This window comes from Modestobacter lacusdianchii (assembly GCF_054177765.1).
On the sequence record NZ_JBJJTJ010000026.1, the window covers coordinates 1 to 18,356 of the forward strand.

The window sequence follows — 18,356 nt, forward strand, 5'->3', positions numbered from 1 at the left end:
CCCGAGGACCAACCTCCACCGGGCGGCCGCGGGCACCCTCGCGGGGCCCGCCGCCGTCGTCGTCCGCGGGGAGGTCGTCGTCACCGGGAGGCCGGTGGCACCGGCCCGGTAACCTGGGGACATGCCGCGTGAACAGGGGCGGAAGCTCATCGCCCAGAACAAGAAGGCGCGGCACGACTACTCGATCCTCGACACCTACGAGGTGGGCCTGGTGCTCACCGGCACCGAGGTGAAGAGCCTGCGCGCCGGTCGTGCCTCGCTGGTCGACGGCTTCGCCACGGTCGACCAGGGCGAGGTCTGGCTGCAGCACGTGCACATCCCCGAGTACGCCGAGGGCACCTGGACCAACCACGCCCCGCGGCGCAAGCGGAAGATCCTCATGCACCGCGCCGAGATCGAGAAGCTGATCGGCAAGACCAAGGAGGGCGGGCTCTCGCTCGTCCCGCTCGACCTGTACTTCAAGGACGGCAAGGTCAAGGCCACCCTCGCGCTGGCGAAGGGCAAGAAGAGCTACGACAAGCGCCAGGACCTCGCCGAGCGTGACTCCCGCCGGGAGATGGAACGCGCCTTCGGCCGCTACGTGAAGGGCCGCAGATGAGGGGCATCGCCTACGACCGGTTCGGCGACGAGTCGGTCCTGCAGCTGCGGGACGACCTGGCCGAGCCCCCGGTCGGGCCGGACACGGTGCTGGTCCGCACCCGGGCGACCGGCGTCAACCCGGTCGACATGGGCATCCGGGAGGGCCACCTCGCCGGCTTCTTCCCGCACCACTTCCCGATCGTGCCGGGCTGGGACCTCGCCGGCGTCGTCGAGCAGGTCGGCCCCGCGGTCGTCGACTTCGCCCCCGGCGACGAGGTGTTCGGCTACCTCCGCCGGGACGACGTCCAGTGGGGGACGGCGGCCGAGCTCGTGCCCGCACCGCAGCGCTGCCTGGCGCACAAGCCCGACTCGCTGGGCTTCACCGAGGCCGCCGCACTGCCGCTGGCCGGGCTGACCGCCTACCAGGCGCTGACCGAGGCGCTCGACGTCGGCGAGGGTGACCGGGTGCTGGTTCACCGGGCCGCCGGCGGGGTCGGCTTCTTCGCGGTGCAGATCGCCGCCGCGCTCGGCGCGCACGTGATCGGCACGGCCAGCCCGCGCAACCACGGCTTCCTCCGCGACGCCGGCTGCGCCGAGGTGCTCGACCACTCCGCCGGGCCGATCTCCGGGCAGCTGTCCGAGCCGGTCGACGCGGTGCTCGACCTGATCGGCGGGCCGGCGCTGGGCGACGCCCCCGACCAGGTGAAGACGCCGTCGCGAATTGCCAGCGTCGTCGACCCGGTGGTGCGCGACCTGGGCGGCCGCTACGTCTTCGTCCGCCCCGAGCAGCACGACCTCGAGGAGCTCGGCCGGATGGCCGACGCCGGTCAGCTGCGGGTGCACATCGCCCGCACCTTCCCGCTGGCGCAGACCGCCGACGCCCAGCGGCTGGTGGCCGAGGGCCACGTGCGCGGCAAGGTCGTCGTCACGCTCGACTGAGCGCGGGGCGGGCCTAGGGTCGGCCCGTGGTCGCTCTCCCGGTCGATGACGCCGACGTCCCGCGGTACTGGCGGGAGCTGGGGCTGCCGGGCCTGGTCGACGTGCACGTGCACTTCCTGCCCGAGCGGGTGCAGGCCAAGGTGTGGCAGTACTTCGCCGAGGCGGAGGCGCACTACGGCTCGCCGTGGCCGGTCACCTACGCCCTGCCCGTCGCCGAGCGGCTCGCCGTCCTCGAGCGGCTGGGCGTCCGGGCGTTCCCGACGCTGCCGTACCCGCACAAGCCGGGGATGGCGGCGTGGCTGAACCAGGAGGCCGCCGCGTTCGCGGCCGAGCACCCGCAGGTGCTGCAGTCGGCGACCTTCTTCCCCGAGCCGGAGGCGCCGCGGTACGTGGCGCAGGCGCTGGACGCCGGGGCGCGGGTGGTCAAGGTGCACGTGCAGATCGGCCGGTTCGACCCCCGCGACCCGCTGCTGGAACCGGTGTGGGCGCAGCTGGCCGAGGCCGGCACCCCGGTCGTCATCCACTGCGGCTCGGGTCCGCTGGTGGGGGAGCACACCGGGCCGGCGCCGATGGCCGGGCTGCTGCAGCGCCACCCGCGGCTGCAGCTGGTGATCGCCCACCTCGGCATGCCCGAGTACGCGGCGTTCCTCGACCTGGCCGAGCGGTACGAGCGGGTGCACCTGGACACCACGATGTTCGCCACCGACTTCACCGAGCGCCGGATGCCGTTCGACCGCGCGCTGCTGCCCCGGTTGGGTGCGCTGCGGGACAAGGTGCTGCTGGGCAGCGACTTCCCGTCGATCCCCTACCCCTACGCGCACCAGCTGGCCGCCCTGCACCGGCTGGAGCTGGGGGAGGAGTGGCTGCGGGCGGTGCTGTGGGGCAACGGCGCGCGGCTGTTCGGGCTCACCCCCTAGCCTGGATCTTGTGCACCCCGCTCCGCTCGCCCTGCCCGAGGGGCTCACCGCCCGCCCGATCCGCCCGGACGACGTCGTCGCCGTGGCCGAGCTGCTCACCGCCGCCGAGGCGGTCGACGACACCGGCGCGCACGAGTCCCCGGAGGACCTGACCGGCTTCTGGGTCAACGAGCTGGTCGACCTGGAGCGGGACAGCCGGCTGGTCACCACCGCGGACGGCGAGGTGGTCGGCTGGGCGACGGCGATCGCCCCGCCCACGTTCCGGGACGCCTACGGGGTGCACCTGGAGGGCCGGGTGCACCCGCAGTGGCGGGGCCGCGGCATCGGCCGGGCGCTGCTGGACTGGCAGCTGGCCCGGGGTGAGCAGCTGCACGCCGAGCGGCACCCGGAGGCGCCGGCCCGGCTGACGGTTACCGCCTACACCTCGATGGCCGACCTCACCGCGCTGCTGCGCCGGGCCGGCCTGGTCGAGGCGCGCTTCTTCTCCCACATGGAGCGCCCGCTCACCGACCTGCCCGAGCCGCGCGCCGTGCCGGGGGTCGAGCTGGTGCCGTTCACCTGGGAGCGGGACGACGAGGTGCGCCGCGCGCACAACGCCGCGTTCACCGAGCACTACGGCTCCAGCGAGCGGGACACGACGTCCTGGCAGGTGATGTTCACCGGGCAGCGCGGCTTCCGGCCCGACCTGTCGGTGCTCGCCGTCGAGGGCGGCGCGGTGGTCGCCTACGTGCTGGCCTACGTGTACGAGGCGAACACCGCCGCGACCGGGCACCGGGAGAGCTACTTCGGCCAGATCGGGGTGCTGCCGAGCGCCCGCGGGCGCGGGCTGTCGAAGGCGGCGATCGTGCAGGCGCTCCGGGTGGCTGCCGAGCACGACTGCGCGACGGCCGGGCTGCAGGTCGACAGCGAGAACGTCACCGGTGCGCTGGGGCTCTACGAGAGCCTGGGCTTCACCACCAGCCGCACCGAGGTCTCCTGGTCGCGGCACCTCGCGCCGCTGCGCTGACCCCGGACGCACGACGGCGCCGGTGGTCCGGGTGGACCACCGGCGCCGCCGCACCGGAACTGCTGCGGTCAGACCGCCATCGCTGCCTCGGCGGGCAGGTCGTCCTTCCTGGCCCGGATCAGCACGATGCTGATCACCAGGGCGACGGCCAGGAAGACCGCGGCCCAGATGAAGGCCACGTGGTAGCCGTGCACGAACGCCGCGCCCGGGGCCGAGCCCGGGTTGTCGGCGAGGTACCCGGTGACGGCCGAGGCGTAGAAGGTGTTCAGCAGGGCCAGGCCCAGGGAGCCACCGACCTGCTGGCTGGTGTTCAGCACCGCCGAGGCGATGCCGGCGTCGTGGCTCTCCACGCCGACCAGCGCGGTGCTGGACGCCGGCACGAACACCGCGGCCATGCCGAGGCTGATCGCCAGCTCGGCGGGGAGCACCTCGGTGACGTAGGAGCTGGTCTCACCGATCCCGGTCAGCCACAACATGCCGACCGCGGCGAGCAGCAGACCACCGATGATCAGCGGCCGCGGCCCGACCCGGGGGAGCACCTGGGAGACGATGCCGGCGCCCAGGATGATGCCGCCGCTGAAGGGCAGGAAGGCGAACCCGGACTCCAGCGGGCTGTAGCCCAGGGTCTGCTGGAAGTAGAAGGTCAGGAACAGGAAGATCGCGAAGATCCCGGCGCCGACCAGCAGGAACACCAGGTACGACCCGCCGCGGTTGCGGTCCAGGACCACGCGCAGCGGCAGCAGCGGGTGGCTGGCGCGCCGCTCGTAGAGCACGAACGACACCAGCAGGACGGCGGCGGCGGCCAGCAGGGCCAGGGTGACCGGGTCGGTCCAGCCCACGCCCTCCTCGGCGGCCTTGCTGAAGCCGTAGACCAGGCTGACCAGCCCGGCGGTCGACAGCAGCACGCCGGGGACGTCGTAGCGGCGGTCGCCCTCGGCCCGGCTCTCGCGCACCAGGCCGATCGCGAAGACGGCGGTGACCAGGGCGATCGGCACGTTGACGCCCAGCGTCCAGCGCCACGAGGCGTACTCGGTGAGCACGCCGCCGAGGATCAGGCCGATGGCGGCGCCACCGCCGGAGATCGCGCCGAAGACACCGAAGGCGCGGGCCCGCTCCTTGGGGTCGGTGAAGGTCACGGCCAGCAGCGAGAGGGCGGCCGGGGCGAGCAGGGCCGCGAACCCGCCCTGCAGGGCGCGGGCGGCGAACAGCAGCTCCTGGTTGGGGGCCAGGCCGCCCAGCGCGGAGGCGCCGGCGAAGCCGGCCAGGCCGATGAGGAAGGCGCGCTTGCGGCCGATGAAGTCGGCGATCCGCCCGCCCAGCAGCAGCAGGCCACCGAAGGCGAGCGTGTACGCGGTGACCACCCACTGGATGTCGGCGGCGGTGATGCCCAGGTCGATGCCGGCGTCGGGGAGGGCGATGTTCACGATCGAGGCGTCCAGCACGACCATCAGCTGGGCGACGGCGATCACGGCGAGGGCGAGCCAGCGCCGGGGGTCGGGGCCGACGTGCGGGGTGGTCGACGGCACGACCGAGGTGATCGGTGCGGCGGGTGCCGCGGCCGCCGGTGGCGGGAGGTCGGGGACGCCGGCCCCCGGCGGGGTCAGGGTGCTGTCTGTGGGCATGGCGGAGCCGTCCTTCCTGCGCAGTGCGTAGAGGAGAGGGGTGGGAGGAGCGGCGCGACCGGCACCGGTGCGCAGTCGTGTCGACGTCATGACGAGTCAGGTCGCACGACCGTGCGGTCACGGTCGTGTCGGGGCAGGTGGCCGGCGTCGGTGCCGGCCGGGGGAGCGGTCAGCTCACGGGGTGGGCGAGTCCTGCGCCGGCCCAGCGCAGGCAGGTCCGCACCAGCTCCAGGAGCTCGTCGAAGGGGTCGTCGGGGTCCCAGGCCTCGACCGCGGTCATGAACGCGGCCAGGGCGGTGTTGAAGACCAGGGCGGTCCGGAGCTCGTCGCCGTCGGGCAGGCGGCGGGAGATCCAGGCGCGGAGGTCGGGCGCGAAGCTGTCGCAGCTGCCGCGCGCGGAGTTCGCCAGGCTCGGACAGTCCGCGACCACCTGCTTCTGCACGGGCAGCCAGTCGGGGAGCATCCGGGCGACGTCGACGAACAGGTCGGTCAGCGCCTCCCACAGCGGGCGGTCGTCGTCGGCGTCGTCCTCGAGGAGCGTGCGCCACCGCTGCAGTTCCAGCGGGTCGAACTCGAAGGCGACGGCCTCCTTGCTGGGGAAGTAGCTGAAGAAGGTGGTGCGTGAGACGCCGGCCTCGGCGGCGATGTCCTCCACGCTGACGGCGTCGAACCCGCGTTCGCTGATCAGGCGCAGCGCGGTGGAGCGGATGGTGCGCCAGGCCGCGAGCTTCTTGCGCTCCCGCAGCCCCATGACGACGTCCACGGGGCAGCGCGGTGCGCTCGCTGCCTTCGCCGACCTCGCCATGGGGAGAACGTAGACCGAAAACTGAACTGAGTACAAGTTCGCACTGCGTCCGACTTCGTTCCGTCCCCTGACCGGGTGACGAGTCGGTCCGCCGCCCCGGACGACGCGCCGCGCCCGCGGCCGTGGTGGCCGACATGGCCGCAGGGGAGGGATGGGCGCGTACCGTGGTCGTGATGCGGAGCACACGGCGGGCGGCCCTCACGGTGGCGGCTGCGCTCGGCGTGCTCGCCGTCGCGTCGCCGGCCGGCGCCGCCGAGGAGACCGCGCCCTCCACGGTCGGCTACGACGTCTCGTACCCGCAGTGCGACACCGAGCTGCCCGACGACGCCGCCTACGCCGTCATCGGGGTCAACGGGGGCATCGCGACCACCGAGAACCCCTGCCTGGCCGACCAGTGGGAGTGGGCCACCAGCTCCTCCGGTGCGGTCTCGGCCCAGCCGCGCGCGCAGCTGTACGTCAACACCGCCAACCCCGGCGAGGTGCGCGAGCAGGTGAGCACCTGGCCGCGGTCGGGGGTCAACCGGTACGGCGTGTGCGACGGGGGGAACAGTGCCGCCTGCTCCTACGAGTACGGCCTCGACCGGGCCGAGGACGACGTCGCGATGGTGCTCGACACCCTCGGCGACCTCCCCGGCGACGCGGCCGTCACCGAGGCCGGCCTCGAGGGCCTGCGCTGGTGGCTGGACGTCGAGACGATGAACACCTGGCAGACCGACGGCGCCCAGGCCCGGCGCAACAACCGGGCCACCCTCGAGGGCATGGCCGACCACCTGACCTCGACCGGTGGTGAGGTCGGGCTGTACTCGACCGGCTGGCAGTGGGGCCGGATCGTCGGCGACGTGCCGCGGTGGAGCAGCCTCTACGACCTCGACAGCTGGCTGGCCGGCGCGCAGAGCTGGGTGGGCGCGGTGGAGAACTGCCGCGACGAACCGCTGGTCGGCGGTGGCCAGGTGGTGCTCACCCAGTACGTCGTCGACGACCTGGACCACGACCACTCGTGCGCGCTGCCGCAGGACGACGGTGCGGCACCGTGGACCCCGGGGGCGCCGCGCTGACTGGCTAGGGTGCCCGGCATGGTCAGTGTCGATCACCCCGCCGTCCCGCACGCCCCCGACCTGCGACTGGTCAGCCGGGCCCACCGGCGCCTGGAGCCACTGCACTCGCACGTCTACTTCGCGCCGGAGACCGACGAGCAGCTCACCGCGATCGGCATCCGGCCGGGCCGGATGGTGTACTTCGCCGGCCGTACGGCCGCGATGGGCGCGGTCGGCCCCGGCGTCGTGACGGCGACCTTCGCCAACTTCGCCCCCGCCATCGTGGCCCGGCACCTGCCGCGGGCCTGGACGCTCGCCTCGCCCGAGCAGGTGCTCACCGCCCGCACCGTGGCCACCCGCGCCTCGCTCACCCGGCTGCTGGGCGGGGTCGACGGCCCGGAGCTGGCCGAGCTCGCCGAGCTGCTGCGGGAGGCGTGCACCGCGCTGACCCCGGAGGGGCGACCGCTCTACGCCGCGCACGCCGACCTGCCCTGGCCCGACGAGCCGGTGCTGCAGGTCTGGCACGCGGTCACCCTGCTGCGCGAGCACCGCGGCGACGGGCACGTGCTCAGCGTGGTGCGGCACGGGCTGACCGGTCTGGAGGCGCTGGTCACCCACACGCTCACCGGCCGCGGGTTCACCCAGGAGTCGGCGCAGCTGTCCCGCGGCTGGTCGGACGAGGAGTGGGCGGCGGCGCTGGCCGGGCTCACCGACCGCGGGCTGGTCGCCGACGGTGCGCTCACCGCGGCCGGCGAGCAGCTGCGCACCGCGCTTGAGCAGGAGACCGACGCGCTCTCCGCGGCGCCGTTCGTGCACCTGGGCGTGGCCCGCACCGAGCGGGTCGCCGAGCTCGGCGGTGCGCTGACCGGTCGGCTGCTGGCCGCTGGCGCGTTCCCACCCGGCGTCCTCGCCCGGGCGTGACCGGCTGCCGGACGTCGACGAGGACGGGCCGGCCGCGGAGGTGCTGCACCCCCGGCGCGGGGGAGAGCTGTCGGGGGCGGCTGAGGTCGCCGGCTGAGCCGGCCACGCGTTGTTCACCACCCGGTCGGGGCGGCAGGGGTGCCGACCCGGCCTCCGGCGTGTCACGATGGACGACGGCCTGCGGAGCGCCGCGGGCCGTCGACGGACGGTGGGAGGTGACCGGGCAGATGCGCAGCGAGCCCCCCAGTCACAGTCCCGAGGTCCCCTCCCGCTGACGCCCCCCGGTCCGCCCCTGACCGGGGTGGGTGCGGCGCGCGGGGACCTCTCCGGTGCCCTCAGCCCTGCTGTTCCCGGGAGTCCGTCGTGTCCGACCGTCGCCGTACCGCCCTGTCCACCCTGACCCTCCGTCCGCGCCCGCGGCCGGCGGTCCCGCGATCGGTCGAGCAGGTGCCGGTCGAGGTCGTGCCGGCCCGCCAGTCGCGGATGGTGGACAACGCGGTCTACTCCGCCGGGCGGCGGATCGCCACGCCGGCGTCGGCCGCGGAGAGCCACGAGTGGCTGACCGAGGGCTTCGACGACCGGATGGTCTGGCTGGGGCTGTACCGCCCGGAGCCCGCCGAGCTGGGTGAGCTGGCCGAGCAGTACGACCTGCCCGACCTCGCCGTCGAGGACGCGATCCACGCCCACCAGCGGCCGAAGTTCGAGCGCTACGGCGACACGCTGTTCGTCGTCCTCAAGGCCGCCCGGTACCTGGACGCCGCCGAGGAGGTGGAGTTCGGCGAGCTGCACCTGTTCCTGGGCAAGGACTTCGCCATCACCGTGCGGCACAGCGAGTCCCCGGACCTGTCGCGGGTGCGCCGCCGGCTGGAGAGCTCACCGGAGCTGCTGGCCCGCGGCAGCGAGGCGGTGCTCTACGCGATCCTGGACGCGGTCGTCGACGGGTACGCACCGGTCGTCGCCGGGCTGGACAAGGACATCGACGAGATCGAGGTCGAGGTCTTCCGCGGCGACCCGCAGGTGTCGCGGCGCATCTACGAGCTGTCCCAGGAGGTCGTGGACTTCCAGCGGGCGGTGCAGCCGCTCAGCGGGATCCTGGCCGCGATCACCGCCGGCTTCGAGAAGTACGGGGTCGACGAGGAGCTGCGCAGCTACCTGCGCGACGTCGCCGACCACGTCACCTCGGTGACCGAGCGGGTGGAGGGCTTCCGGCTGCAGCTGCGCGACATCCTCACCGTGAACGCCACGCTGGTCGCCCAGCGGCAGAACGAGGAGATCCGCGAGCTGACCGTGACCAGCCTGGCGCAGGGTGAGGAGGTCAAGAAGATCTCCGCCTGGGCCGCCATCCTGTTCGCCCCGTCGCTGGTGGGCGGGGTGTACGGGATGAACTTCGCGACGATGCCCGAGCTGGAGTGGCAGTACGGCTACCCGATGGCGCTGGTGCTGATGGCCATGGTCAGCGTGACCCTGTACGTCGTCTTCAAGCGCCGCGACTGGATCTAGGGGGAGCCCGGCCGCGGGCCGGGCGCGCTGGGGAACACCGGGGACGCTGATCCGGTTAGACTGGCCGGACAACTACACAGGGGGGCGATTGGTCTCGACTGCGGTCGTCTGACCAGGGGAAGCGAGCCGAGGAAGGCAACGATGACCTCGTTAACCATGCGTTGCAAAAACACAAGCGCCGATTCCAATCAGCGCGACTTCGCTCTCGCTGCCTGACGGCAGCTAGGCGAGTCTGTCAGCCCGGGTTCGTCATCGGCCCGGATCCTGGCATCAGCTAGATGACTCACCGCACGCATCGGTCGCGGTTGCGTGCGGGACACCAAACAGCGACTGGGCCCGTCATCCCGACTCGTTCGTGAGATCGGGAGGGCCGAGCAGAGGCAGAGCGAACTGCGCTCGGAGAAGCCCTGGTGATGCGTCGCAGGACGCGGGTTCGATTCCCGCCGCCTCCACCGCGGGGTGCTCCCCGGAGAGCTGGTCCTCGGACGGCTGTCCGGTGCACCCGAAGGTGATGCCCCCGTTCCACCACGAAGGGCCCGGTCAGCTGACCGGGCCCTTCGTGCGTCCCCGTCCCGACCACGACCGGGCCTGGTGCGGGACCGGCGCGGGCACGGTGCTGGCATCCTCTCCTCGACGGCAGGACGCCGACCGGTGCGCCGGTCCGGTGGTCCACGACGCGGGAGGTCGCATGAGCACGACGGACGGGCGGGCCACCGGGCAGCCCGACCAGGAGCGGCGCCGGGGCGGGTTCAGCTCCCGGCGGGTGTTCATCCTGGCGGCGATCGGGTCGGCGGTGGGGCTGGGCAACATCTGGCGCTTCCCCTACGTCGCCTACGAGAACGGCGGCGGCGCCTTCGTGCTGCCCTACCTGGTCGCGCTGCTGACCGCCGGCATCCCGTTCCTGCTGCTGGACTACGCGATCGGCCACCGCAACCGCGGCTCCGCGCCGTTGTCGTTCGCCCGGCTGCGCCGCGGGGCGGAGGGGCTCGGCTGGTGGCAGGTCGGCATCTGCTTCGTCATCGCGGTCTACTACGCCGCGGTCATCGCCTGGGCGCTGCGCTACACCTTCTTCTCCCTGGACGAGGCCTGGGGCGCCGACCCCGAGGGCTTCTTCTTCGGTGAGTTCCTGCAGGCCGGCGACGTGCGGGTCACCGCGGACGTCGTCCCCGGGGTGCTCGTGCCGCTGGTGCTGGTCTGGCTGGCCGTCCTGGTGATCATGGCGCTGGGCGTGCAGCGCGGGATCGGGGCGACCTCGCTGGTGTTCATCCCGGTGCTGGTGCTCGCCTTCGCCGCCCTCGTGGTGCAGGCGCTGCTGCTGCCCGGCGCCGGGGCCGGCCTCGACGCGCTGTTCACCCCGGACTGGTCGGCGCTCAGCTCGGCACCGGTGTGGGCCGCCGCGTTCGGTCAGATCTTCTTCTCGCTGTCGATCGGCTTCGGCATCATGATCACCTACGCCTCCTACGTGGGCCGGCGTGAGGACATGATCGGCTCGGGCCTGGTCGTCGGCTTCGCCAACTCCGGCTTCGAGCTGCTCGCCGGGATCGGCGTCTTCGCCGCGCTGGGCTTCATGGCGCAGGCGAACGGGGTGGCCGTCGACGAGGTGGCCAGCGACGGGATCGGCCTGGCCTTCGTCGCCTTCCCGGCGATCATCAGCGAGGCCCCGGCCGGGGCGCTGCTCGGCGTGCTGTTCTTCGGCTGCCTGGTGCTCGCCGGCATCACCTCGCTGGTCAGCGTGATCGAGGTGGTCATCTCCGCCGTCCGCGACAAGCTCGACACCGGCCGGCTCACCGCGACCCTGCTGGTCGGCGTGCCCGCCGCGGTGCTCAGCCTGGTGCTGTTCAGCACCACCAGTGGCATCTACGTGCTCGACGTCGTCGACCACTTCGTCAACCAGTACGGGATCCTCGTCGTCGCGCTGGTGAGCATGCTGGCCGTCGCCTGGGCGCTGCGGGCCCTGACCGGGCTCGGCGACCACCTCAACGTGCACGGCCGGCCCCGGGTCGGCTCCGGCTGGCGGGTGCTGACCAGCATCGTGGCCCCGGCGGCCCTCGCCGTCGTCCTCGTGCTGTCGCTGCGCGAGGACATCGCCGCCGCCTACGAGGGCTACCCGACCTGGCTGCTGCTCGTCTTCGGCTGGGCGATGGTGGTGGCCCTGCCGCTGGTCGGCTTCCTGGTCGCCCGGCTGCCGTGGCGCGCCGGCACCCACCTGGACGGGCCGCCACCCGGCTCCGACCCGGCGACCCCGCTGGGCGCGACCACCACCGGGCACGACGAGGGAGGACCCCGATGAGCACCGCGGCGATCGTGATGATGGTGGTGGCGATGACCGTGATCTGGGGCGGGCTGGCCCTGGCCGTGGTCAGCCTGCTCCGGCACGGGGCCGTCGAGGACCGCGCCGAGAACGTCCGCCGGGACCTCTGAGCCGCTGGTCCGGGACGCCGTTTCGACCCTCGGAGCCCGGGCACCGGACGACCATGACCGGAGCTGCTCGATGAGCGTGCGGAGCCGACTGGAACGCACCCTGGGGGCCGTCGAGCGGCTGCAGGTGCTGGACGGCCCCGGCTACCAACTGGAGCACGGCGTCGCCCTCACCTACCTGCTCACCGGCCGGTACGCCCGGCCGCTGCAGGACCTGCTGCACGGGGTGTGGCTGGGCCACCCGCTGCACCCCGCGCTGGTCACCGTGCCGGTGGGGTCCTGGACGGCGGCGCTGGTGCTCGACGGCCTGGACGCGACCGGCCGCGGCGGCCCCGGCCCCGGCGCGGCGGCCCGCACGGCGGTCGGCGTCGGCGTGGTCGGGGCGGTGGCGTCCGCGGCGAGCGGGCTGACCGACTGGCAGCACGCGCACGACGGCGCCCGCCGGGTCGGCCTGGTGCATGCCGGGCTGAACAGCACCGCGCTGGCGCTCTACGTCTGGTCCTTCGCCGACCGGGGGCGGCGCCGGCCGGGGCGGGCCCGGGTCACCGCGGCGGCCGGCTTCGCGCTGACGCTGGCCAGCAGCTGGCTGGGCGGGGCGCTGTCCTACCGGCACGGGCTGGGCACCGACCACGCCGACCGCAGCCCGGCGCCGCGCCGGTTCACCCCCGTGCTGGCCGAGTCCGAGCTCGTCGACGGCGAGCCGGTCGGGGCGACCGTGGACGGCGTCCCGGTGGTGCTGGTCGCGCAGGACGGTGAGGTGCACGCCGTGGGCGGCACCTGCCCGCACCTGGGTGGGCCGCTGGGGGAGGGGTGGCTGCACCGCGGGGAGCTGGTCTGCCCGTGGCACGGATCGCGGTTCGACCTGGCCACCGGGGAACCGGCGCAGGGCCCGTCCACCGCGCCGCTGCCGTGCTTCGACGTGCGGCGGCGCGACGGCCGGGTCGAGGTGCGCCGGCGGGGGAACTGGCGGGGCCCCACCGCCACCACGACGATCGAGGAGGCGTCCCGATGAGGGCCGACCAGGTGCTGATCGCCCACCACGACGTGCTGCGAGGGCTGCTGCGGCAGCTCACCGAGACGACCGACGACCAGACCGCGGAACGCAGCCGGCTGCGCGACGAGCTGCTGCGCGAGCTGGAGGTGCACACCCAGATCGAGGACGAGCTGTTCTACCCCGCGGTGCGGGACGTGTCGCCGCTGCTCTCGCTGGCGCACGCCGAGCACCGGCAGATCGACGACCAGCTGGCCACCGTGATGCGCACGCCGGTGGACGACCCGGAGTTCGGCACCGAGGTGCGGATGCTGTCCGCGACGCTGCACCACCACACCTTCGAGGAGGAGGAGCGGATGTTCCCCCAGTCGCACGCGCTGGGTGCCGAGCGGCTCGAGCAGCTCGGCCGGCAGCTGCAGGAGCGGCAGGAGGAGCTGTACCGGTCCGGTGCGATGCGGTTGATCGTGCGGCTGAAGCGGATGACGCTGCGGCTGGTCTGACCCCTTCCGGGGTACAGCAGGCTGTACTCCTGGGCCGGTTCACTGTCCCCGGCCGCTCCCGCGCCCTACCGTCGGCAGCCGTGCGGACGACGGGGCAGCAGGGGACGACGCGGGAGCGGGGCGCCGTGGCCCGCGCCGCGGCCGCGACCCTCGCCTCCCTCGAGCAGCTGCCGGGTGCGCTGGGCACTGGCCTGCTCGCCCTCGGCGCCCTGGTGTTCCTGGTCGTCGTCGCCGCCACCAGCCTGGTCGGGGTCGGGCTGCTCGCGCTGCCGACCGCGCTGCGCGGCGTGCGCGCCGTGGCCGACCGGGAGCGCGGCCGGCTGGCGCGCTGGGGGCCGGAGCTGGTCGGCCCCGGCCCGCTGCCCGAACCGCTGCGCGCCGCACTCGCCGACCCGGCGCTGCGCCGGGAGGTCCGCTGGCTGGCCGGGCACGCGACCGTCGGCCTGCTGCTGGCAGCACTCGGCGTGCTGCTGCCGCTGTACGCCTTCCGCGACCTCAGCTTCCCGCTGTGGTGGTGGGCCGTCCCGCGCGAGGCCGCCACCGACTCGCTGGCCTTCTGGTACGTCGACGACTGGGGCGGGGTCGGGCTCGTCGTCCTGCTCGGGCTGCTGTGGACGGCGCTCGGCGCGCTGCTCATCCGGCCGATCGCCCGGTACCTGGCCACCCGCGGCCGGCGGCTGCTGGACACCGCCCCGTCGGACCTGTCGCTGCGGGTCACCCAGCTGACCGCCACCCGCGCCGCCGCCCTCGACGCGCACGCCACCGAGCTGCGCCGGATCGAGCGCTCGCTGCACGACGGCACGCAGAACCGGCTGGTGGCGGTGACCGTGCTGCTCGGCGCGGCCCGCCGGGCGGTGCCCCGCGACCCGGCCGCCGCCGAGGAGATCCTGGAGAAGGCGCAGGCCGCCGCCGAGCAGGCGCTGGCCGAGCTGCGCACGGTGGCCCGCGGCATCCTGCCCCCGGTGCTCGCCGACCGCGGCCTGGCCGGCGCGCTGAGCGGGCTGGCCGCCACCTCGGCGGTGCCCTGCCGGGTGGACGTCGACGTCCCGGTGCGCTGCGCGGCCTCGGTGGAGGCGACCGCCTACTTCCTGGTCGCCGAGGCGCTCACCAACACCGCCCGGCACAGCGGCGCCGGCCGGGTCGACGTCACCGTGCACGCCCGCGACGGGCGGCTGTACGTCACCGTCACCGACGACGGCACCGGCGGTGCGGTCGAGGGGCGCGGCTCCGGGCTCGTCGGCATCCGCCGGCGGGTCGAGGCGCACGACGGCACGCTCACCCTGACCAGCCCACCCGGTGGCCCGACCACCCTGACCGCGGAGCTGCCGTGCGGATCGTGATCGCCGAGGACGACGCCCTGCTGCGGGAGGGCCTGGCGCTGCTGCTGCGGGCCGAGCAGCTCGACGTCGTCGCCACCGCCGGCACCCCGGCGGAGTTCCTGACCGCGCTGGACGAACACCGGCCCGACGTGGCCATCGTCGACGTCCGGATGCCGCCCACGCACACCGACGAGGGCATCGTCGCCGCCGTCGAGGCCCGGCGGCGGCAGCCCGAGCTGGCGGTGCTCGTGCTGTCGGCCTACGTCGAGCAGTCCTTCGCCACCGAGCTGCTCGCCGGCGGCGCCGCGGGGCTCGGCTACCTGCTCAAGGAGCGGGTCGGCCGAGTGACGGAGTTCCTCGGCGCGCTGCACCGGGTGGCCGACGGCGGGACGGCGATCGACCCGGAGGTGGTCGCCCAGCTGTTCGCCCGCACCCGCACCGACACCCGGCTGGAGCGGCTCAGCCCGCGGGAGCGCGAGGTGCTGGCGCTGATGGCCGAGGGGCTGGGCAACACCGCGATCGGCGAGCGGCTGGTGGTCACCGACGGGGCGGTGCACAAGCACATCCGCAGCATCTTCGCCAAGCTCGACCTGCCGCCCGACGACCGCGCCGACCGCCGGGTCACCGCCGTCCTCCGCTACCTGGACGACGTCCGCCGCCGGACGTGACGCGGCCCCGACCCTGCGTCAGCAGGGCCAGGGCCACGCGCCCCTCCGCTGAGATGGCCATCTCAGGGCCGAAGTCGCGACTTCGGCCCCGCTGCAGGGGTCCACGGCGAGCGTGCGAGTCGTGGGGGGCAGCGGGGTCCTTCGTCAGCCGCAGATCGCGGCGTCGACGGTGGCCTCGACGTTCGCAGCCGCCTCCTCCTCGGTGGGCAGGGCGGTGACGGCGACCATCGCGCCGCGCCCGTCCTCGGTCACCGCGCCGCGGGTCTCGTAGCCGGGGATGTCACCGCCGTGGGTCCAGGCGGTGCCGCCGCAGCTGAGCGTGAAGGTCTGCAGCCCCAGGCCGTAGGACTCGATGCCGTTGAGCGAGGACGTGGGTGCGGGGACGGTGGTCTGCATCTCGGCGAGCATCTCCGGGCTCAGCAGCTCCCCGTCGACCAGCGCGGTGAAGAACTCCAGCAGGTCGGAGGGGGTGGCGACGAGCTGACCGGCGGCCCAGCCGAACGCCGGGTCCTGCACGTCGACGTCCACGTACTCCGCGCCCGGGGCGGTGGCGTGGTAGCCGTGCGGGTGGTCGCCGCGCAGCTCCTGCTCGCCCTCGTGCGGCCAGTAGGTGTCCTCCAGCCCCAGCGGCTCGATCACCCGGGTGGTGATCTCCTCACCGACCGGCCGGCCGGTGACCTCCTGGACCAGCAGCCCGGCCAGCACGTAGTTGGTGTTGCTGTACCCCCAGCTGGTGCCCGGCGCGAACACGGCCGGGCGGGCGAAGGCGATGTCCAGCAGCTGGTGCGGCTCCACGTAGCGGTGCTGCACCGCGAGGTAGTCGGCGACCACGACGTCGGTGTACTCCGGCAGCCCGCTGGTGTGCTGCAGCAGGTGGCGCACGGTGATCGCGTTCGGGTCGATCCCCTCGCCGCGCACCAGGCCGGGCAAGTAGCTCTCGACGGGGGCGTCCAGGTCGACCAGGCCCTCCTCGACCAGCTGCAGGACGACGGTCGCCACGAAGGTCTTGGTGTTGCTGGCGATCCGCACCTCGCCGTCGACCGGCACCGGCTCGCCGGTCGCCAGGTCGCCGACCCCGGCGGTGAGGTCGTGCACCCGCCCGTCGGCACCGCGGACGGCGGCCAGCGCGGCGGGGAAGCCGTCCTCGGCCACCAGCGCGTCGAGCTCGTCCTGCACCGCGTGCGCCGGACGGGGACCGCCGCCGGCCTCGGCGGCGTCGGGGCTCAGCAGGCCGGTGGTGCCGACGGTGGTCACCGCGGCCGCGGCGACCAGCAGCGTCGCCCAGGTGCGGCGGGAGAGCGAGGTGGTCGAACGGGCGGGCACGGTCTCGGGGGGAACGGACACGGGGAGCTCCTCGGGCCAGGCGGTCGTTCGGACCACCCCAGCCTCATCCGGCCCGGCTCCCGGACCGATCCTGCAGGCAGGCCGAACGGTGGTGGCGCAGGCTGTACCTCCCCGCAGGCGTGGGAGCGCTCCCGGGACGGTAGGAACAGGCCATGGAGTTCCGACACCTCGGCCGCAGCGGCCTGAAGATCAGCGAGATCACCTACGGCAACTGGATCACCCACGGGGGTCAGGTGGAGGCCGACGCCGCCACCGCCTGCGTGCGGGCGGCGCTGGACGCCGGCATCACCACCTTCGACACCGCCGACGTCTACGCCGAGGGCCGCGCCGAGACGGTGCTGGGCAAGGCCCTGGCCGGCGAACGGCGCAGCGGCATCGAGATCTTCAGCAAGGTCTACTGGCCGACCGGCCCCGGCGCCAACGACCGCGGCCTGTCCCGCAAGCACGTGCTGGAGTCGATCGACGGGTCGCTGGAGCGGCTGGGCACCGACTACCTCGACCTCTACCAGGCGCACCGGTTCGACTACGAGACGCCGCTGGAGGAGACGATGCAGGCCTTCGCCGACGTCGTCCGCAGCGGCAAGGCGCTCTACATCGGCGTCTCGGAGTGGCGGGCGGAGGAGATCCGCGCGGGCAAGGCGCTGGCCGACGAGCTGAAGGTCCCGCTGGTGTCCAACCAGCCGCAGTACTCCGCGCTGCACCGGGTGCCCGAGGCCGAGGTCATCCCGACCTCCCGCGAGCTGGGCATCAGCCAGATCGTCTTCTCCCCGATCGCGCAGGGGGTGCTGACCGGCAAGTACCAGCCCGGCGCCGAGCCCCCGGCGGGCTCGCGGGCGACCGACCAGAAGGGCGGTGGCGCGGGCATGATCGCCCGCTGGATGGACGACGACGTGCTGGCCCGGGTGCAGGAGCTCAAGCCGATCGCCGACGACCTCGGGCTGTCCATGGCCGCGCTGGCGGTGGCCTGGGTGCTCCAGGAGGAGAACGTGGCCGCCGCGATCATCGGCGCCAGCCGGCCCGAGCAGGTGACCGACAACGTCAAGGCCTCCGGCGTCCGGCTCGACGAGGACGTCAAGCGGCGGATCGACGAGGTGCTCGCCCCTGTCGCCAACACCGATCCGGCGCTGACGAAGAGCCCGAACCCGCGCCCCTGACCGGCTGGCCGGGGTGGGGCCGACCGGCCCCACCCCGGCTCCGGGTCAGCCGGTGACGGCGGCGCAGGCGATGCCGGTGACCTCGCCTGCGCCGGCCTCGGCCGTCGCGGACGGGTCGGCCGAGGTCGCGCTGACGATGAGCGTGGTGCCGTCCTCGTCCAGGATGGCGTCGAGCTCCAGCGAGCCGACCAGCGAGCTGACCTCACCGACGCCGTCGTCGGTGACCACCAGGTCGGGCAGGTCGGTGTCGGGCAGCGGGTCGCCCAGCCCGCTCCACGTGCCGACGTCGGTCGGGTCGGCCGAGGTGGCCGGCGCCTCGCAGGAGGCCGTGCCGTACAGCTCGAGCGGGTGGTCGCCCGGCGGCAGGCCGTTGGCCCGCACGGCGACCTCGGCGCCGGTCCCGGTGTCGGTGAAGGTCACGTTGCCCACCCGGGTGCCCTCGGGGTCGAGCAGGTCGACCGTCTCCTCGACCGGCACCTCCGGCTGCTCGGTGATCTCGGGCTCGTCCGCGGTGAAGTTGCCGCCCGCGCCGGTTGGGTCGTCGCCGCACGCGGCGAGCGCGAGCAGCAGGGCAGCGGCGGGCAGGACGGGGGAACGCTTCACGGGGTGCTCCTCGACGGGTCGTGTCCGGTCCGCGTC

At 74.0% G+C, this 18,356-nt stretch carries 18 protein-coding genes and 1 other RNA gene; 15 read left to right on the top strand and 4 right to left on the bottom strand.

What is annotated here, in order from left to right:
- Positions 1-121 precede the first annotated feature (121 nt).
- Genes smpB through ACJTNH_RS16435 form a run of 4 tightly spaced genes read left to right on the top strand, consistent with a single transcriptional unit; the run spans position 122 to position 3,441 of the window.
- Positions 122-598: an SsrA-binding protein SmpB gene (smpB, locus tag ACJTNH_RS16420; protein ID WP_458177536.1), complete on the top strand. Its 477-nt coding sequence runs from the start codon at positions 122-124 to the stop codon at positions 596-598.
- Positions 595-1,518: an NADP-dependent oxidoreductase gene (locus tag ACJTNH_RS16425; protein WP_458177538.1), complete on the top strand. Its 924-nt coding sequence runs from the start codon at positions 595-597 to the stop codon at positions 1,516-1,518. Before smpB ends, ACJTNH_RS16425 begins: the two co-directional genes overlap by 4 nt.
- Before the next feature lie 26 nt (positions 1,519-1,544).
- Positions 1,545-2,435 (top strand): amidohydrolase family protein, encoded by an 891-nt coding sequence (locus ACJTNH_RS16430; protein ID WP_458177540.1) that lies wholly within the window; start codon positions 1,545-1,547, stop codon positions 2,433-2,435.
- Positions 2,436-2,445: 10 nt separating this feature from the next.
- A complete protein-coding gene (locus ACJTNH_RS16435; protein WP_458177542.1) occupies positions 2,446-3,441 on the top strand; it encodes a GNAT family N-acetyltransferase in 996 nt (331 codons plus the stop codon).
- A gap of 68 nt (positions 3,442-3,509) precedes the next feature.
- Here ACJTNH_RS16435 and ACJTNH_RS16440 read toward each other — a convergent pair whose 3' ends face one another.
- Entirely contained in the window at positions 3,510-5,063 is a 1,554-nt protein-coding gene (locus ACJTNH_RS16440; RefSeq protein ID WP_458177544.1) for an MFS transporter, read from the bottom strand.
- A 169-nt stretch (positions 5,064-5,232) separates the two neighbouring features.
- Complete coding sequence (locus ACJTNH_RS16445) at positions 5,233-5,868, bottom strand: TetR family transcriptional regulator (protein WP_458177546.1); 636 nt, start codon at positions 5,866-5,868, stop codon at positions 5,233-5,235.
- 173 nt (positions 5,869-6,041) lie between these two features.
- Here ACJTNH_RS16445 and ACJTNH_RS16450 point away from each other — a divergent pair, with 173 nt between their 5' ends.
- The 10 genes from ACJTNH_RS16450 to ACJTNH_RS16495 all read left to right on the top strand — a co-directional run bounded on the left by ACJTNH_RS16450 (position 6,042) and on the right by ACJTNH_RS16495 (position 15,219).
- Positions 6,042-6,923 carry a hypothetical protein gene (locus ACJTNH_RS16450; RefSeq protein WP_458177548.1) on the top strand — a complete coding sequence of 294 codons (882 nt, stop codon included), beginning with the start codon at positions 6,042-6,044 and terminating at the stop codon, positions 6,921-6,923.
- A gap of 18 nt (positions 6,924-6,941) precedes the next feature.
- The gene (locus ACJTNH_RS16455) at positions 6,942-7,823 is read left to right on the top strand and encodes an SCO6745 family protein (protein WP_458177550.1); all 882 of its coding nucleotides are present in this window, start codon (positions 6,942-6,944) and stop codon (positions 7,821-7,823) included.
- A gap of 363 nt (positions 7,824-8,186) precedes the next feature.
- On the top strand, positions 8,187-9,323 hold the full coding sequence (gene corA / locus ACJTNH_RS16460) for a magnesium/cobalt transporter CorA (protein WP_458177552.1): 1,137 nt from the start codon (positions 8,187-8,189) through the stop codon (positions 9,321-9,323).
- A gap of 80 nt (positions 9,324-9,403) precedes the next feature.
- Positions 9,404-9,778: a transfer-messenger RNA gene (ssrA, locus tag ACJTNH_RS16465) on the top strand.
- A 233-nt stretch (positions 9,779-10,011) separates the two neighbouring features.
- The gene (locus ACJTNH_RS16470) at positions 10,012-11,613 is read left to right on the top strand and encodes a sodium-dependent transporter (RefSeq protein WP_458177554.1); all 1,602 of its coding nucleotides are present in this window, start codon (positions 10,012-10,014) and stop codon (positions 11,611-11,613) included.
- Complete coding sequence (locus ACJTNH_RS16475) at positions 11,610-11,744, top strand: methionine/alanine import family NSS transporter small subunit (RefSeq protein WP_458177556.1); 135 nt, start codon at positions 11,610-11,612, stop codon at positions 11,742-11,744. The genes ACJTNH_RS16470 and ACJTNH_RS16475 overlap by 4 nt, the downstream gene beginning before the upstream one ends.
- A 70-nt stretch (positions 11,745-11,814) precedes the next feature.
- Entirely contained in the window at positions 11,815-12,753 is a 939-nt protein-coding gene (locus tag ACJTNH_RS16480) for a Rieske 2Fe-2S domain-containing protein (protein ID WP_458177558.1), read from the top strand.
- The gene (locus ACJTNH_RS16485; RefSeq protein WP_458177560.1) at positions 12,750-13,232 is read left to right on the top strand and encodes a hemerythrin domain-containing protein; all 483 of its coding nucleotides are present in this window, start codon (positions 12,750-12,752) and stop codon (positions 13,230-13,232) included. Before ACJTNH_RS16480 ends, ACJTNH_RS16485 begins: the two co-directional genes overlap by 4 nt.
- An 80-nt stretch (positions 13,233-13,312) precedes the next feature.
- Positions 13,313-14,572 carry a sensor histidine kinase gene (locus tag ACJTNH_RS16490; protein ID WP_458177562.1) on the top strand — a complete coding sequence of 420 codons (1,260 nt, stop codon included), beginning with the start codon at positions 13,313-13,315 and terminating at the stop codon, positions 14,570-14,572.
- On the top strand, positions 14,560-15,219 hold the full coding sequence (locus ACJTNH_RS16495) for a response regulator transcription factor (protein ID WP_458177564.1): 660 nt from the start codon (positions 14,560-14,562) through the stop codon (positions 15,217-15,219). The genes ACJTNH_RS16490 and ACJTNH_RS16495 overlap by 13 nt, the downstream gene beginning before the upstream one ends.
- A 144-nt stretch (positions 15,220-15,363) precedes the next feature.
- Here the strand turns inward: ACJTNH_RS16495 and ACJTNH_RS16500 are convergent, their stop codons facing one another.
- Complete coding sequence (locus tag ACJTNH_RS16500) at positions 15,364-16,563, bottom strand: serine hydrolase domain-containing protein (protein WP_458177566.1); 1,200 nt, start codon at positions 16,561-16,563, stop codon at positions 15,364-15,366.
- A 152-nt stretch (positions 16,564-16,715) separates the two neighbouring features.
- Between ACJTNH_RS16500 and ACJTNH_RS16505 the strand changes: the two genes are divergently transcribed.
- On the top strand, positions 16,716-17,717 hold the full coding sequence (locus ACJTNH_RS16505) for an aldo/keto reductase family protein (protein WP_458177568.1): 1,002 nt from the start codon (positions 16,716-16,718) through the stop codon (positions 17,715-17,717).
- Between the two features lie 45 nt (positions 17,718-17,762).
- Here the strand turns inward: ACJTNH_RS16505 and ACJTNH_RS16510 are convergent, their stop codons facing one another.
- On the bottom strand, positions 17,763-18,320 hold the full coding sequence (locus ACJTNH_RS16510) for a superoxide dismutase family protein (RefSeq protein WP_458177570.1): 558 nt from the start codon (positions 18,318-18,320) through the stop codon (positions 17,763-17,765).
- Positions 18,321-18,356: the final 36 nt, after the last annotated feature.

Excerpts from the sequence above, each read along its gene's own strand:
- ACJTNH_RS16445 (WP_458177546.1), bottom strand. The coding sequence starts at position 5,868 with ATGGCGAGGTCGGCGAAGGCAGCGAGCGCACCGCGCTGCCCCGTGGAC.
- ACJTNH_RS16505 (WP_458177568.1), top strand. The coding sequence starts at position 16,716 with ATGGAGTTCCGACACCTCGGCCGCAGCGGCCTGAAGATCAGCGAGATC.
- smpB (WP_458177536.1), top strand. The coding sequence starts at position 122 with ATGCCGCGTGAACAGGGGCGGAAGCTCATCGCCCAGAACAAGAAGGCG.
- ACJTNH_RS16450 (WP_458177548.1), top strand. The coding sequence starts at position 6,042 with ATGCGGAGCACACGGCGGGCGGCCCTCACGGTGGCGGCTGCGCTCGGC.
- ACJTNH_RS16485 (WP_458177560.1), top strand. The coding sequence starts at position 12,750 with ATGAGGGCCGACCAGGTGCTGATCGCCCACCACGACGTGCTGCGAGGG.
- ACJTNH_RS16440 (WP_458177544.1), bottom strand. The coding sequence starts at position 5,063 with ATGCCCACAGACAGCACCCTGACCCCGCCGGGGGCCGGCGTCCCCGAC.
- ACJTNH_RS16480 (WP_458177558.1), top strand. The coding sequence starts at position 11,815 with ATGAGCGTGCGGAGCCGACTGGAACGCACCCTGGGGGCCGTCGAGCGG.
- ACJTNH_RS16475 (WP_458177556.1), top strand. The coding sequence starts at position 11,610 with ATGAGCACCGCGGCGATCGTGATGATGGTGGTGGCGATGACCGTGATC.
- ACJTNH_RS16470 (WP_458177554.1), top strand. The coding sequence starts at position 10,012 with ATGAGCACGACGGACGGGCGGGCCACCGGGCAGCCCGACCAGGAGCGG.
- ACJTNH_RS16425 (WP_458177538.1), top strand. The coding sequence starts at position 595 with ATGAGGGGCATCGCCTACGACCGGTTCGGCGACGAGTCGGTCCTGCAG.
- ACJTNH_RS16455 (WP_458177550.1), top strand. The coding sequence starts at position 6,942 with ATGGTCAGTGTCGATCACCCCGCCGTCCCGCACGCCCCCGACCTGCGA.